This window comes from Pradoshia sp. Z4_20, from assembly GCF_058216035.1.
In genome coordinates, this window is sequence record NZ_JBZAJD010000001.1 from 76,414 (window position 1) to 92,301 (window position 15,888).

Sequence of the window (15,888 nt, forward strand, 5' to 3'; positions counted from 1 at the left end):
TGATTCCCGTAAATACAACCTACGAGGCCCTGTTAAATGGAGAATCTTGTTGAAAACAACTTTACTCCATAATAAAAACACTCAGACCAGATGTGATCTCCCCAATTGTTAGACCGTGTGTCTAACAATTGGGGTGCAGATCAGCTCCCAAGCTGAGTGCTTGATTATAATCCAATTCGTTTTACGAGCTTGCGTGCCTTTTCTGTATTGGCGAAGTGAAGCTTGGCAAAGGCGTTTAATTCACTTTCACCTTTTTTAGCGATAAAGACAGCGGCAGCTTCATCCACTTTTGAACTGGCGCCTTTAGGAATCGTCATCCCTGCCTGTTCGCTGAGTAGATCCATATGTTTTAAGAAAGCGTAGCGGGCAATGACAGAAGCGGCTGCCACCGCTGTGGATATACTTTCAGCTTTTGTGCTGAAATACAAGGGAACTTCACGATTTCCGTTCGTGGCGGTATGGCGAAAATATATATCAGGTTCACAAAATTGGTCTATGAGAATACCATCTGGCTTGGTTCCTTCCAATTTGGCCAGCAAATGATGAATAGCTTGTTCATGCAGCATGGCTTTCATTTTACCCTGGCTCATTCCTTTTTGCTGAAGGCTATTGTATTTTTCGTTTTTCAGGACAAGCAGACTATACGGAATCATTGCTGTAATCTTTTTGCCAAGAATTAATATTTGCGGATCGCGAATCGTTTTTGAGTCCCGTATGCCCATATTTTCAAGTTCCCGAATATGTTTCTTGCTGACATAGGCTGCCGCAACTGTTATGGGTCCGAAGTAATCGCCCGTTCCCGCTTCATCTGTACCAATGATACTCAACTCATTGATTGTATGAGGAGGACGGTAGATATGGTCTGATACACTTCTTTTTTTAATTGGTGATTTTTTTTGAGGGGCAGCAGCATTGGCTGATCCGCTACTCCATTTTTGAACTTCTGCATCTGAGACGGCTCCCTGGAACAATACTTTTCCAGAATTATAGGCCGTAATCGTCATCCCATTCATTTTCGCTGAGAAAACAGCTCCGGGTGGTGTTTTAGGCAATAAAGAATTCAAGTAATAGGATTTCATTTTAAGAATCGTTTCTTTTGTTACTGTAATAACAGTATTCGCCATTTTTCTACTCTACTCCTCTTTACGCCAAATTTCCGTCCTCTTGTTGATAGGACGGAAATTTGTGTATATGATATTTTACGATTGATAGTAGTTTTTATCTAGGAATACCAAGAAATTGGTTTTCATGTTATGATAGTAGACAGGATTTTTATGATTGGAGGCAACCGCCTTGTCTGATAAAAACAGGATAAACGTTGAGATATATGGACAACAATACACCATTGTAGGCGATGAATCAACTTCTCATTTACGACAAGTTGCCCACTCGGTGGATGATAAAATGCGCGAAATTGGTCAAAAAAACCCGAGTCTGGATACGACTAAATTAGCTGTATTAACTGCAGTTAATACGATGCATGAATACTATAAATTGTTAGAAAAGATAGAAGCCTTGGAAATAGAAATAAATCAACAGAAGAAATGAGGATATTATGGTTACACTATTCATATTAGTAGCTTTACTCATAGGATTTTTAATAGGTTTAAGAAGAGGCTTAATCTTGCAGCTTGTACACTTATTAAGTTTTATTATTGCCTTGATTGTAGCTAAATTATTTTATAAAGACCTCGGTCCTAAGCTTGAAATGTGGGTTCCTTTTCCGTCATCAGCGGATACTGACTCAAGTCTTAATATGCTGTTTAATATTACAGATTTGGATTCTGCTTTTTACAATGCAATTGCATTCTTTATTATTTTTGTTGGCGTAAAAATTGTCCTGCAAATTATTGGGTCCATGCTGGACTTTCTTGCTCAGCTGCCCCTTTTGAAGCAGTTTAATCAATTGGCTGGCGGGGCTTTAGGATTTGTAGAAATGTATTTGGGTATGTTTATTATCCTATTTATTGGTGCTATGCTACCCATTGAGTCACTGCAGGAAATGATACATAACTCATCCTTAGCGAAAACAATCATTATGAACACCCCATTTTTATCTGATTGGGTGACAAATTTGTGGTTCCATCCATTTTCATGACTTCCTCTTCCAATAGGGAAGTCATTCTTTTTTAGTATCCGATTGAGCTTGTATATAATGAAGGATAAAGGTATCTAATAAATGAAATAGGACGGGTAGGTGGCCGGAATGAGCGTAAACAAAAAAGATGTCATTAAACTATTGGAAACAATAGCAATATATATGGAATTAAAGGGAGAAAATCAATTTAAGGTTTCTGCCTTTCGCAAAGCTGCACAGGCACTTGAAGTAGATGAACGCAGCCTGTCGGAGATTGATGATTTCACCAAGCTGAGCGGGATCGGCAAAGGAACGGCAGCTGTCATAAATGAATATATCGAAATGGAATCATCAGAGGTCCTTAAAGAATTGCAGGAGGAAGTGCCGAAGGGGTTAATTCCTCTTCTTCGCTTACAAGGACTCGGTGGGAAAAAGATTGCCAAGCTATATAAAGAGTTAGCTATTACGAATGCGGAAGAGCTGCAGAAAGCGTGTGAAGAAGGGAAAGTCAGTAAACTTGCCGGCTTTGGCAAAAAGTCTGAAGAAAACATACTTGATGCCATCAAAGCAATGGGAACAAAACCGGATCGTCTGCCTCTTGCTGTTATGCTGCCGATTGTGGAAGACATTGAGGCAAAACTGCAGGCAATGGAAGATGTTATTCGCTTTTCAAGAGCTGGCAGTGTAAGGCGCGGACGTGAAACGATAAAAGACCTTGATTTCATCATAGCTACTGACAATCCCTTGAGTGTCAAAGAACAAATCTTAGGGTTAACCAATATTGATCATATCGTTGCAGCCGGTGATACAAAAGTATCTCTTGCTTTAGCCTATGATTATGAAATAGCAGTAGATTTCAGGATGGTAAAGCCAGCTGAGTTTGCAACGGCTTTACACTATTTTACTGGATCTAAGGACCATAATGTCCGTTTACGCCAATTGGCTAAGGATCGCGGTGAAAAGGTTAGTGAATATGGCGTTGAAAATTTAGAAACTGGTGAAGTCAAAACATTTGAGAGCGAAGAAGACCTATATAGCCATTTTGGTCTGCCGTATATTCCACCGGAAATTAGGCAGGATGGTACTGAAATCGATAAATATCAAGCTGATTACGGTTTAATTTCCTTGGAGGATATTAAAGGTGATCTTCATATGCATACAACCTGGAGTGACGGCTCCCATACGTTAAAAGAGATGGTAGAAGCTTGCCGTGCCAAGGGGTATCGCTATATGGCCATAACCGATCATTCTCAATATTTAAAAGTGGCAAACGGACTGACACCTGAAAGAGTTTTAAAACAGAAAGAAGAAATCAGGAAGTTAAATAAGGAATATGATGACATCATGATCCTGTCCGGTATCGAAATGGACATCCTTCCGGATGGTACACTTGATTTTGATGATGAAATTCTAGAACAATTAGATCTTGTTATTGCTTCTATTCACTCCTCTTTCTCACAACCGCAGGAAGTGATTATGGAGCGTTTGAAAACAGCATTGACCAATAAACATGTCGATATTATCGCACATCCAACTGGGCGGGTTATTGGGCGAAGAGACGGTTACGCAGTGGATATGGATTTATTGATTCAGCTTGCAAAAGAAACTGATACGGTATTAGAGTTGAATGCCAATCCAAATCGTCTCGATTTAGCAGCGGAAAATGTTAAAAAAGCTCAGGATGCAGGAGTTAAAATCGTTATTAATACAGATGCTCACAGCATTGATATGCTGGAGAATATGGACGTAGGTGTGTCAAACGCCAAGCGTGGCTGGATCAAGAAAGAGACTGTATTAAACGCCCAAAATGAGGACGATTTTTTGGCTTTCCTCAATAGAGACTAACAGAAAAAGTAAGGAGGATTTTTCTCCATGCAAGACAAAGTATTAAAAACACTCGAGTTTACAAAAATCATTGCACAATTGCAAAAACATGCTTCTTCCAGTCTGGGAAAAAGCCTAAGTGAACAGTTAATGCCCAATACCGATTTGGAAGAGGTTAAACGTACTCAATATGAAACAGACGAGGCTGCAACCGTATATCGCTTAAAGGGCAATGTGCCTCTTGGAGGGATATTTGATATTCGCTCCCATATAAAACGAGCTCGGATTGGTGGTGTTCTCAGTCCTGTTGAATTGATGGAAACATCAAGTACACTGAGAGCAGGACGGACTCTACGCAGATTTTTGGAGGATATGCAGGAAAATGAAATCGAACTTCCTATTCTCTATGAATATAAAGACCAATTAGTGAATCTGAGTGATCTGGAAAAAGACATCAATATGGCAATTGGGGACCATGGTGAGGTTCTGGACTCTGCCAGTGATACGCTCCGGACGTTGCGTCAGCAATTGCGCACGAATGAAGCAAGAGTTAGAGAAAAGCTTGAAAGTATGATTCGTTCAAGCAATGCCGCCAAAATGTTATCAGATACGATTGTGACGATTCGGAATGATCGTTTTGTCATACCTGTAAAGCAGGAATATAGAAATCATTATGGCGGTATTATCCATGATCAATCTGCATCAGGGCAAACCTTGTTTATTGAGCCGCAGTCTATTGTTCAATTGAATAATACATTACAGGATATTCGCGTAAAAGAAAGTAGGGAAGTAGAACGTATACTAACAGCACTTTCCAATGCTGTAGGCGAGTATGCAGATGATATTCTACTGAATGTCTCTATTTTGGCTAAGCTCGATTTTGCCTTTGCAAAAGCAAAATATGCAAAAGCTATTCATGCATCCATGCCGATTATGAATAATCAGGGAATCATTAAGCTTAAGAAGGCAAGACATCCGCTCATTCCAAAAGAAGAGGTTGTTGCCAACGACATCATTCTTGGAGAGACCTATGGGACGATGGTCATTACAGGACCGAATACAGGCGGTAAAACCGTCACATTAAAAACGGTCGGTCTTTGTACATTAATGGCTATGGCAGGTTTGCAGGTACCGGCAATGGATGGATCAGAATTAGCAGTTTTTAAATCTGTATATGCAGATATCGGTGACGAACAATCGATTGAGCAAAGCTTGAGTACATTTTCATCTCATATGGTGAATATAGTGGAAATCCTAGAAACCTTGGACTTTGAATCACTCGTATTATTTGATGAGCTTGGAGCTGGAACAGATCCTCAGGAAGGAGCGGCACTAGCGATTTCAATTCTGGATGAAGCACATTCACGTGGAGCTAAGGTTATTGCTACAACCCATTATCCTGAGCTGAAAGCCTATGGATATAATAAAGAAGGCGTCATGAATGCAAGTGTGGAATTTGATGTAGAAACGCTCAGTCCAACCTATCGACTGCTTATCGGTGTGCCTGGTCGAAGTAATGCGTTCGAAATCTCTACGAAGCTGGGTTTAACTGAACGGATTATTCGCAACGCTCGTGGAATGATTGGAGCCGATTCCAATAAGGTTGAAAACATGATTGCATCTTTGGAAACTTCACGAAAGGAAGCTGAAAAAGACTGGCAGGAAGCGGAAGAATATTTGAGGGATGCTGAAATCCTTCATCAAGATTTACAAAAACAATTAATGGAGTACGAGGATAAAAAAGATACGCTAATCGAAAAAGCCAAGCAGGAAGCAAGGCAACTCGTAGAAAAGGCTCAAAAAGAAGCGGAGGAAATTATCCGTGAGCTGAGACAGATGCGAATCGAAAAGAGTGCTGAAGTCAAAGAGCATGAATTGATAGAGGCGAAGAGAAGGCTTAATGAAGCAAAACCTGAGGAATCCAAAAAAATAAGAAAAGCCGCTGTATCGTCAGCCAAAAGGACGCTTAAGCCTGGCGATGAAGTTAAGGTTCTCACTTGGGGACAAATTGGTCAATTAATAGAAAAGATATCCGATCATGAGTGGAATGTTCAAATGGGAATCATGAAAATGAAAGTGGATGAGAAAGATCTCGAATTTAAGAAAAGTCCAAAGCCAGTCGAGACGAAAACGATCACCAAGATTAAAGGTAAAAATTTTCATGTTAATCTAGAGCTTGATCTCCGTGGTGAGCGTTACGAAAATGCATTGTCTAGAGTGGAGAAATATATTGATGATGCCTTGCTTGCCGGTTATCCGCGTGTTTCCATCATTCATGGGAAAGGAACAGGGGCACTGAGACAAGGAGTCAGAGAGTATTTGAAAAATCATCGTTCAGTCAAATCAATGAGGTTTGGGGAAGCTTCTGAAGGTGGAATTGGCGTGACGATTGTTGAATTGAAATAAGGGAGAACACAGGAGGAGACCATGGAAACACTGGGGAAGATTTTGTTGGTGGTATCTGCTTTATTTATCATTGTCGGGATCATATATATGGCCTTCTACGCGTGAGTGCGTGAGTGAAAGAGTTTAAATGGTGGGGGGTCCCGCTGTTTAGGCTCTTTTTTATATCCTGCCGGCAAGTTAAGTACACATTGAAAGCAAAAAAGTGATTATTGGATATTCAGGACTTCCAAAATCATTCTTTAGGAGTTAAGAACTAGATAATTCAAATAAAGTTAACAGAATATTAGTAAAATATTGTCACATAAAATTCATTATACTATAATTAACTAGGAGAAATAGCTTTTTAAGGGAGGTTTTTACATTGTTAGAAGAAAAACCATGGTTTAAGCATTATCCAGAAGAAATCCCGAAAAGCATCGAGTATGGACATAATTTAATACAGGATTATTTAAAACAGTCTGCTTACAAATACCCAACTAAAAACGCCCTTCATTTTATGGGAACATCAATTACGTACAAGAAACTGTATGAGTATGCATTGCAATTTGCCCATTATTTGAAAAAGCTAGGCGTTGAAAAAGGTGACCGAGTAGCTATCATGCTACCAAATTCGCCGCAGGGAGTCATTGGTTATTATGGATCATTGATAGCAGGTGCTATAGTGGTTCAAACGAACCCTCTGTATATGGAAAGAGAAATCGAATACCAAATGCAGGATTCAGGTGCCAAAGTTATCCTGACTTTAGATATTTTGTTCCCCCGTGTCATGAGTGTCATGAAAAAAACAGATTTACAGCATATCATCGTTGCTCCCATCAAAGATTTTTTACCTTTTCCAAAGAACTTAATTTATCCATTTATCCAGAAAAAGCAATATGGCATTGTCGTCAATGTTGAGCATAAAGGCAATCATCATCTCATGTCTGAAATCCTAAAAACATCACCGAAAACCGAGGTCGAGTATGAAGGCAACCCGGAAGAAGATCTTGCCTTACTGCAATATACCGGTGGAACAACTGGTTTTCCTAAGGGAGTTATGCTGACACATAATAACCTGGTAGCCAATACCAAAATGTGTGATGCCTGGCTCTATAAATATAAAGAAGCAGAAGAAAAAGTCCTCGCAATATTGCCTTTTTTCCATGTCTATGGGATGACTACCGTTCTTATCCTTTCTATCATGAAGGGCCATGAGATGATTATATTGCCAAAGTTTGATGCCGTTACGACCTTGAAGACTATACAGAAACAGAAGCCAACTCTATTTCCAGGAGCTCCTACCATGTATATTGGCTTATTAAATCATCCGGATATTTCGAAGTATGATTTATCATCCATTGATGCCTGTATAAGTGGTTCAGCAGCACTCCCAGTGGAAGTTCAGGAGAAATTTGAAAAACTCACTGGAGGTAAATTGGTTGAGGGCTACGGTTTGACAGAAACATCACCCGTAACTCATGCTAATCTTTTATGGAGTGACAAGCGTGTGAAGGGAAGTATTGGTTTACCATGGCCAAGTACGGAAGCAGCAATTCTATCCTCTGAAACCTTAGAGCCGTTACCTCCAGGTGAGGTCGGTGAACTGGCAATAAAGGGCCCCCAAGTTATGAGAGGATATTGGAATCGTCCAGAGGAAACAGAAAACGCTTTCTCTGGTGAATGGTTATTAACGGGAGATATGGGCTATATGGATGAAGAAGGATACTTCTACATCGTGGATCGTAAAAAAGATATCATTATTGCAGGCGGGTTCAATATTTATCCGAGGGAAATTGAAGAGGTATTATATGAGCATGAGGCTGTTCAGGAAGCCGTGGTGGCGGGTGTGCCTGATCCATATCGCGGAGAAACCGTTAAAGCGTATGTAGTATTGAAAGATCAAGCAAAAGTGACCGAGCAGGAATTAAATGAATTTTGCCGTAAGCATTTGGCTGCCTTTAAAGTACCTCGTCTATATGAATTCCGCGATGAGCTTCCGAAAACCGCGATTGGTAAAATTCTACGACGTGTATTGGTTGATGAAGAGAAACAAAAACAACAAACAATTGATAAAAGAGAGGCTTAATCGATTCTGAAGAAAGCTCTTCGCAAAACCATTTGATTGAAAAGGGATTTAGCTTGACTTTATTATTTTTCCCCTCTAATATGAAATTATGAATGACTATTCATTCATTTTTAGAGGAGGAAGAATGATAATGAAAAAAGACCGCCCAAAATACAAACAGATTATTGATGCAGCCGTGATTGTTATTGCAGAAAACGGCTACCATCAAGCACAAGTCTCCAAGATAGCAAAGCAGGCGGGTGTAGCGGATGGTACGATTTACTTGTATTTCAAAAATAAAGAAGATATTTTGATTTCCATGTTCCAGGATAAACTGGGAAGTTTCATATCCAGTATTGAAGAAGAGATGGAACGGGTATCCAGTGCAACTGAAAAAATGCTGGTGCTGGTGCGCAAGCATTTTGAGATTCTTTCTGAGGATAAGCATTTGGCTATCGTTACACAGTTGGAATTACGGCAATCCAATAAAGAGATACGTTATAAAATTAATGATGTTCTTAAAGGATATTTAAAGCTTGTTGATTCCATTTTAGTTACAGGAATTGAACAAGGGGAATTCCAAGATAAACTTGATGTTCGTCTGGCTCGTCATATGGTATTTGGTACGCTGGATGAAATCGTTACGACTTGGGTGATGAACGAGCAAAAATATGATCTTAATAAGCAAGCTGAACCAGTTCACCATTTAATAATCAAAGGATTGGGTGCTTGAATGAGATAACCATGATACAAAAAAGGGGTAATACAAATGAAGACATTACGTGTATATGAGGAGAATCAGGTGGCCTATGTCTCTATAGATAGGCCACCAGCTAACGCACTGGCTTCTGATCTTCTTGAAGATTTATCCGCCATGTTTGATTCGATTGAAGAAAACGAGGATGTGCGGGTTGTTGTCCTATATGGAGAGGGGAAATTTTTCTCAGCTGGTGCAGATATTAAAGAATTCACGACAGTTACATCCGAAGGAGATTTTTCTGCTCTTTCTAAAAGAGGACAGGATTTATTTGAAAGGATTGAACGGTTCAAAAAACCGGTCATAGCGGCCATTCACGGCGCTGCATTGGGAGGCGGACTTGAGCTCGCTATGTCTTGCCATCTGCGATACGTAACTGAAAGGGCTAAGCTTGGATTGCCAGAGCTGCAGCTGGGTCTTATTCCCGGTTTTGCTGGTACTCAAAGGCTCACTCGTTTTGTGGGAGCATCCAAAGCTGCAGAGATGATGTTCACATCTGAACCTATTTCTGGTTTGGAGGCTGTTGAAGCAGGACTTGCAAATAAATCCTTCAAGGATGAAGAGTTAATGGATGCCGTAAAAGAGATTGCCGGTAAAATTGCAGGAAAAAGTCCAATTGCACTAGAGAAAGCCATCCACCTTATTAACTACTCTAAGCATGAACAATATTACAAAGGAGTAGATGAGGAAGCTATCCAATTTGGCAAAATCTTTGTCACTGAAGATGCTAAAGAGGGGATTCATGCATTTTTAGAAAAACGTTTGCCGATTTTTAAAGGAAAATAGGCGGTCAATAGCGAATCATTTTGTGAGTAACCTCTTCTCTTTGAGTGGGAGCTTCAGAGAGTAGGAGTTATATATATTTAGTTTTCTCAATCTTCAAAATTAATACGAACTATAGGAGGGCAATACATGAATATCTATGTTTTGCTAAAAAGGACATTTGATACAGAGGAGAAAATTTCATTATCAAACGGCCGTATTCAAGAAGATGGCGCTGAGTTTATCATTAACCCGTACGATGAGTATGCAGTGGAGGAAGCTATCCAGGTGCGTGATGCACAGGGCGGCGAAGTGACTGTTGTGACAGTCGGCGGAGAAGATGCAGAGAAAGAGCTAAGAACTGCACTTGCAATGGGAGCTGATAAGGCAGTTCTTATAAATATTGAAGATGATGTGGAAGATGGAGACCAATATACAACTTCTAAAATATTAGCTGAGTATTTAAAAGAACAAGAGGTTGATTTGATTATTGGAGGGAATGTGGCAATTGATGGAGGTTCCGGTCAGGTAGGACCGCGTGTAGCCGGTTTACTCGATATCCCTTATGTAACTACTGTTACTAAACTTGAAATTAACGGCGAAAATGTAACCGTTACCAGAGATGTTGAAGGGGATTCTGAGATTATTGAAACTTCTCTGCCTTTATTAATTACAGCTCAACAAGGTTTGAACGAGCCGCGTTATCCATCCTTACCAGGGATTATGAAAGCGAAGAAAAAACCGCTTGAGGAATTGGAACTGGATGACCTTGATCTTGAAGAAGATGATATAGAAGCTAAAACAAAGAGTATTGAAATTTATCTGCCTCCTAAGAAAGATGCCGGTAAAGTTTTACAAGGGGAAATTCCTGACCAAGTAAAGGAACTGGTTAATCTGCTTCGTACTGAAGCAAAGGTAATTTAATTTAAATAAACGGTGATAGTGATAGATAGCAACGAACACAAAGGGAAAAATAACGGGAGGTAAAATTATGTCTAGAAAGATTTTAGTTTTAGGTGAAACAAGAGAGTCTTCTCTTCGTAATGTATCCTTTGAAGCAATCGCTGCAGCTAAGACAGTTGCTGAGGGCGGAGAAGTTGTAGGCGTTATACTTGGAGAGTCTGTTACAGAGATTGGGATGGAATTAATTCATTATGGAGCCGACCGTGTTATCGCTGTTGAGAATGAACAGCTAAAACAGTATTCATCAGACGGTTATACTCAGGCCTTGTTAGCTGTGATTGATCAAGAATCTCCTGACGGACTTATTTTCGGCCATACTTCATTGGGAAAAGACCTGGCGCCGCGTGTTGCTGGTAAATTAAGTTCCGGACTAATTTCAGATGCGATTGGTGTAGAAGAGGCAGGCGGAAATATCGTCTTCACACGTCCAATCTACTCCGGTAAAGCATTTGAAAAGAGAATTGTAACAGATGGACTAGTATTTGCTACTATTCGACCAAATAATATTGATCCGCTTGAGCATGATTCTTCCCGTACGGGGGATGTTTCAACTATATCTGTAGATATCAAGGATTTACGTACCGTTATTAAGGAAGTATTACGTAAAGCAACTGAGGGAGTTGACCTGTCAGAAGCTAAAGTAATTGTTGCCGGTGGACGGGGAGTGAAAAGCGAAGAAGGCTTTGAACCACTAAAAGAATTGGCCAATGTTCTTGGTGGTGCTGTTGGAGCATCTCGCGGAGCATGTGACGCCGAATACTGTGATTATTCTCTGCAAATTGGCCAAACAGGTAAGGTTGTGACACCGGATCTGTATATTGCTTGTGGAATTTCCGGAGCAATCCAGCATTTAGCCGGTATGTCTAACTCCAAAGTAATTGTAGCAATCAACAAAGACCCAGAGGCTAATATTTTTAAAGTAGCTGATTACGGTATTGTTGGCGATTTATTTGATGTAGTTCCTTTATTAACAGAAGAGTTCAAAAATCTTCTTGTGAAATCTTAAGTTCATATTTTGGGTAAACAGGGTGGCAAAAGCCATCCTGTTTTTCAACATAAAGGTAAAATTAGTACAAACCCATTTCTTTGAAATTCAGGATAATTAAGCAGGACAGTAGCCATCCTATATAGAACAGTGGTATACTCCACTTATAGTTTACTTAATGTATGCTTTAGGAGGTAAAATTCATGGCAATTTCTAATGTAACGGATCAAACATTCGTAACTGAAACAGGCGAAGGCTTGGTTTTAGCTGATTTTTGGGCACCTTGGTGTGGACCTTGTAAAATGATCGCACCTGTATTGGAAGAAATCGATGCAGAGTTAGATGGTAAAGTTAAAATCGTTAAACTTGATGTAGATGAGAATCAAGAAACAGCTGTTAAATTCGGTGTCATGAGCATTCCTACACTTGTTCTTTTTAAAGATGGAGAAGTAGTAGATAAAGTGATCGGATTCCAACCAAAAGAAGCACTTGTTAATTTGATTTCCAAGCATTCTTAAGGTTTAACGTAAAAAAGACTTCGGACGACCGGAGTCTTTTTTCTTTTGGAAAGTATTAAAACCTCCTTTAATTGTAAAATCCGTTTATAATATATAGAAACTTAAACTTTAAGTAGAGGGGGGACCCTTTTGAATCAACATATAAAAGATAAGCTTAGCTTGTTACCCGATCAGCCGGGATGTTATCTAATGAAGGACCGACAAAATGTTGTTATATATGTGGGAAAAGCCAAAGTTTTAAAAAATAGGGTACGTTCTTATTTTACTGGTTCTCATGATGGGAAAACCCAGCGCCTTGTATCGGAGATTGAGGATTTTGAGTATATCGTAACCTCTTCTAATATGGAGGCACTCATATTAGAAATGAATCTAATAAAAAAATATGATCCAAAATACAATATCATGCTGAAGGATGATAAAAGCTTTCCGTTTATCAAGATCACTTCGGAAAGGCATCCTCGATTAATCATTACAAGAAACGTAAAAAAAGATAAAGGTAAGTACTTTGGGCCCTATCCAAATGTATATGCAGCCAATGAAACTAAAAAGCTGTTAGACCGGCTGTATCCGCTCAGGAAGTGCACAACCTTACCGGCTAAAGCATGTTTGTATTATCATATTGGACAATGCCTTGCACCATGTGAAAAGACGGTCAGGGAAGATGAATATAAACAAATTACAGATGAAATAACAAAGTTTTTAAATGGCGGTTTTAAGGATATCAAGAAAGATTTACAGGATAACATGTATAAAGCATCAGAAGAATTGGACTTTGAACGGGCCAAGGAATTAAGGGACCAAATCGCTCATATTGAAGCAACAATGGAAAAACAAAAAATTGTATTCAGCGATTTAACGGACCGGGATATATTTGGATATGCAGTTGATAAAGGTTGGATGTGTGTCCAAGTCTTTTTTGTTCGGCAAGGAAAGCTGATTGAGAGAGATGTCTCGTTATTCCCTTTATATGATGATCCTGCTGATGAGCTATTGACCTTCTTGGGGCAATTTTATTCTAAGCCAAATCATTTTAAACCACATGAAGTACTCCTCACTGATGATATAGATATAGAATTAGCTGAAGGACTTCTTGACGTGAAAGTGGCACAGCCTAAACGTGGACCAAAGAAAGACCTGGTGAAACTTGCTGTTAAAAATGCAAAAATCGCCTTGCAGGAGAAGTTTTCTTTAATCGAAAGAGACGAAGAACGGACGATAAAAGCAATTGAAAACTTAGGAGAAATCATGGGGATTCATACACCGCATCGAATCGAGGCTTTCGATAACTCGAATATTCAGGGTGTTGATCCTGTCTCTGCTATGGTTGTATTTATTGATGGGAAACCTGAACGGAAGGAATACCGGAAATATAAAATTAAAACCGTAATCGGCCCGAATGACTACGATTCCATGAGAGAAGTCGTCAGAAGGAGATATGCCCGCGTACTTCGAGAGAATCTCCCTTGGCCGGATTTAATCATAGTTGATGGAGGCAAAGGACATATTGAGGCAGTTCGCGAAGTAATCGAGGATGAATACGGAATGGAGATTCCTGTAGCGGGATTGGCTAAGGATGATAAACATAAGACCTCCGTATTGCTATACGGAAACCCTTTAGAAATAATTCCATTGGGCAGAACCAGCCAAGAGTTTTACCTCTTGCAGCGTATACAGGATGAGGTTCACCGATTTGCAATTACCTTCCATCGACAAATTAGAGGAAAATCAAGCTTCCAATCTGTCCTGGATGGAGTTCCTGGTATAGGAGAGAAAAGAAAGAAAGTACTGCTTAAGCATTTTGGCTCGATTAAAAAGATGAAAGAAGCCACATCAGAGGAATTTATAAAATTGGGAATCCCTGAAGCAAGCACCAAGGCTTTATTGGATAAACTAAATGAAGAACAAAAAAATGACTAACCAGTAAACCTGCACCTTTAATTTTATGGTGCAGGTTTTTTATTGAAGGTAAACAGATATCATAGAGAAAAAGGGCAATTCATATATGGAATTACCCTTTTTAATCAATTTACATTAAATGGTATCTTTATTGTCGGTTTTCACCGTGAAGTATACTTTATTTGCCCGTTTTTTTTGTTCCTCATAGCTTTCAGAAACTACTTTTCTCTGATGTTCTGTTTGGTAGGCAAGAAAACCTGCTTCTAATTGGAAATGGGTATTTTCGTTGATTGAAAATCTGCGGTTAATTAATTCACCTGTAAGCTCCCACTTTAATTCATCTTTTGTTTCCTTTACCAGCGTAAGGTCGCCCCAACCGGCGTCATGAAAAAACGTGATGGTTTCTTCTGTACTAGATAATGGAAATCTTCTTCCGAGTTGCTTTCCAGCCCAATAAAGGATTTGAGGGCCTTCCTTTCCTAATAAATCTTCCAAAAGGAATTCTCTTATTATTTCATACCCAAATGCAGGTATTAACGGCTCATTTTCAGTGACAGGTGCCATTTCTACTGACTCTAACTTATCTTCTTTTGTCATAGTTTCCCCTCTTTCCTTACATTATTATAGCTATATATATGGGAGTGGATGCAAGGGTAAAGTTGTATTTTCTATTAAGTATTTTCCAGGTAATATATAGAAATAGAAAAATATCAGTTATTTACAAATTATCGGTAGAAATAGGAAATCTCTGTATCCGTTTTCTTGACGCATTTTGGTTGAAAGGAGTACAATAAAACCGTCACATAATTGTAAGAATATGTGGAATTATTTTTGTTTTTATACTATTCATCTATTAATTTTGCAGAAAAATGTTTTTGGCATCTTAGATGGGTGGTGGGTTAGATGATTGCAGCTATGTTGAAGACCTGCTTGCAATTATTTAAGGCATAGTCCTTATCCAAGGCTATACTTTTATTTTTTCATTTTCAGAGGGAGGGTAACTATGGAGAGTCGTCGCGAGTTTAATTTACGTAGGTTACATTCGTTGTTAGGGGTATTACCAATCGGGCTTTTTTTGATTGAGCATTTAATGGTCAATTATTTTGCGACAAGAGGGCCTGAAGCATTCAACAAAGCAGCTGAATTTATGCATGATTTACCTTTTAGGCTTTTAATGGAGATTGTTGTCATCTATTTGCCAATCCTTTTCCATGCTGTATTAGGTCTTCATATTGCATTTACGGCGAAATATTCAGTGGGAAGTTACAGCTATTTCCGTAACTGGATGTTTGCTTTACAAAGAATTACAGGTATCGTGACTGTAGTTTTTATCGTTTGGCATGTATGGCAAACGAGGGTGCAGGTCGCATTGGGTGATACAGCAAATGCGGATATGATGGTTGAAATTTTTTCTAATCCATTTATGATTGCTTTCTATATGGTAGGTGTACTTTCAGCAATATTTCACTTTGCAAACGGGTTATGGTCATTTGCTTTAAGATGGGGACTTATCGTAACACCAAAATCCCAAAGAATATTTACATATATAACTCTTGGAGTTTTTGTATTTTTAGCTTTTATATCCATTCGCACGCTGCTGGCGTTTATCAACATGGCTTAAACAATTGCAATAGCTTAGCAGGTGAGTCTGCTAGT

At 39.2% G+C, this 15,888-nt stretch carries 14 protein-coding genes; 12 read left to right on the top strand and 2 right to left on the bottom strand.

The window, feature by feature from the left end; genetic code table 11:
• Nucleotides 1–164: 164 nt before the first annotated feature.
• Nucleotides 165–1,124, bottom strand: a complete 960-nt coding sequence (gene rnhC, locus AC4BHP_RS00325) for a ribonuclease HIII (RefSeq protein ID WP_148630965.1) — start codon at nucleotides 1,122–1,124, stop codon at nucleotides 165–167.
• Nucleotides 1,125–1,278: 154 nt separating this feature from the next.
• On the opposite strand from rnhC, the gene zapA reads away from it, so the two are divergent.
• From zapA to uvrC, 11 genes are all read left to right on the top strand, one after another.
• The gene (gene zapA / locus AC4BHP_RS00330) at nucleotides 1,279–1,548 is read left to right on the top strand and encodes a cell division protein ZapA (protein WP_373925507.1); all 270 of its coding nucleotides are present in this window, start codon (nucleotides 1,279–1,281) and stop codon (nucleotides 1,546–1,548) included.
• 7 nt (nucleotides 1,549–1,555) lie between these two features.
• Entirely contained in the window at nucleotides 1,556–2,098 is a 543-nt protein-coding gene (locus tag AC4BHP_RS00335) for a CvpA family protein (RefSeq protein ID WP_066108772.1), read from the top strand.
• A gap of 108 nt (nucleotides 2,099–2,206) precedes the next feature.
• Nucleotides 2,207–3,922, top strand: coding sequence for a DNA polymerase/3'-5' exonuclease PolX (polX, locus tag AC4BHP_RS00340; protein WP_140462242.1), 1,716 nt, complete (start codon nucleotides 2,207–2,209; stop codon nucleotides 3,920–3,922).
• A gap of 27 nt (nucleotides 3,923–3,949) precedes the next feature.
• Nucleotides 3,950–6,307, top strand: a complete 2,358-nt coding sequence (locus AC4BHP_RS00345; protein ID WP_140462243.1) for an endonuclease MutS2 — start codon at nucleotides 3,950–3,952, stop codon at nucleotides 6,305–6,307.
• 361 nt (nucleotides 6,308–6,668) lie between these two features.
• Nucleotides 6,669–8,372: a long-chain-fatty-acid--CoA ligase gene (locus tag AC4BHP_RS00350; protein ID WP_490551062.1), complete on the top strand. Its 1,704-nt coding sequence runs from the start codon at nucleotides 6,669–6,671 to the stop codon at nucleotides 8,370–8,372.
• Between the two features lie 130 nt (nucleotides 8,373–8,502).
• Nucleotides 8,503–9,084 (top strand): fatty acid metabolism transcriptional regulator FadR, encoded by a 582-nt coding sequence (gene fadR, locus AC4BHP_RS00355; RefSeq protein ID WP_066108759.1) that lies wholly within the window; start codon nucleotides 8,503–8,505, stop codon nucleotides 9,082–9,084.
• 36 nt (nucleotides 9,085–9,120) lie between these two features.
• On the top strand, nucleotides 9,121–9,894 hold the full coding sequence (locus tag AC4BHP_RS00360) for an enoyl-CoA hydratase (protein ID WP_139892815.1): 774 nt from the start codon (nucleotides 9,121–9,123) through the stop codon (nucleotides 9,892–9,894).
• Between the two features lie 126 nt (nucleotides 9,895–10,020).
• Nucleotides 10,021–10,794 (top strand): electron transfer flavoprotein subunit beta/FixA family protein, encoded by a 774-nt coding sequence (locus AC4BHP_RS00365; RefSeq protein WP_490551063.1) that lies wholly within the window; start codon nucleotides 10,021–10,023, stop codon nucleotides 10,792–10,794.
• Between the two features lie 67 nt (nucleotides 10,795–10,861).
• Entirely contained in the window at nucleotides 10,862–11,839 is a 978-nt protein-coding gene (locus AC4BHP_RS00370; protein WP_066108748.1) for an electron transfer flavoprotein subunit alpha/FixB family protein, read from the top strand.
• A 182-nt stretch (nucleotides 11,840–12,021) separates the two neighbouring features.
• Nucleotides 12,022–12,336, top strand: a complete 315-nt coding sequence (trxA, locus tag AC4BHP_RS00375; protein ID WP_066108745.1) for a thioredoxin — start codon at nucleotides 12,022–12,024, stop codon at nucleotides 12,334–12,336.
• Between the two features lie 129 nt (nucleotides 12,337–12,465).
• Entirely contained in the window at nucleotides 12,466–14,253 is a 1,788-nt protein-coding gene (gene uvrC / locus AC4BHP_RS00380; RefSeq protein WP_066108740.1) for an excinuclease ABC subunit UvrC, read from the top strand.
• A 114-nt stretch (nucleotides 14,254–14,367) separates the two neighbouring features.
• Here the strand turns inward: uvrC and AC4BHP_RS00385 are convergent, their stop codons facing one another.
• On the bottom strand, nucleotides 14,368–14,829 hold the full coding sequence (locus AC4BHP_RS00385; protein ID WP_066108735.1) for a YslB family protein: 462 nt from the start codon (nucleotides 14,827–14,829) through the stop codon (nucleotides 14,368–14,370).
• Nucleotides 14,830–15,235: 406 nt separating this feature from the next.
• Between AC4BHP_RS00385 and AC4BHP_RS00390 the strand changes: the two genes are divergently transcribed.
• Nucleotides 15,236–15,853, top strand: coding sequence for a succinate dehydrogenase cytochrome b558 subunit (locus tag AC4BHP_RS00390; RefSeq protein WP_066108731.1), 618 nt, complete (start codon nucleotides 15,236–15,238; stop codon nucleotides 15,851–15,853).
• The last annotated feature ends 35 nt before the right edge of the window (nucleotides 15,854–15,888 follow it).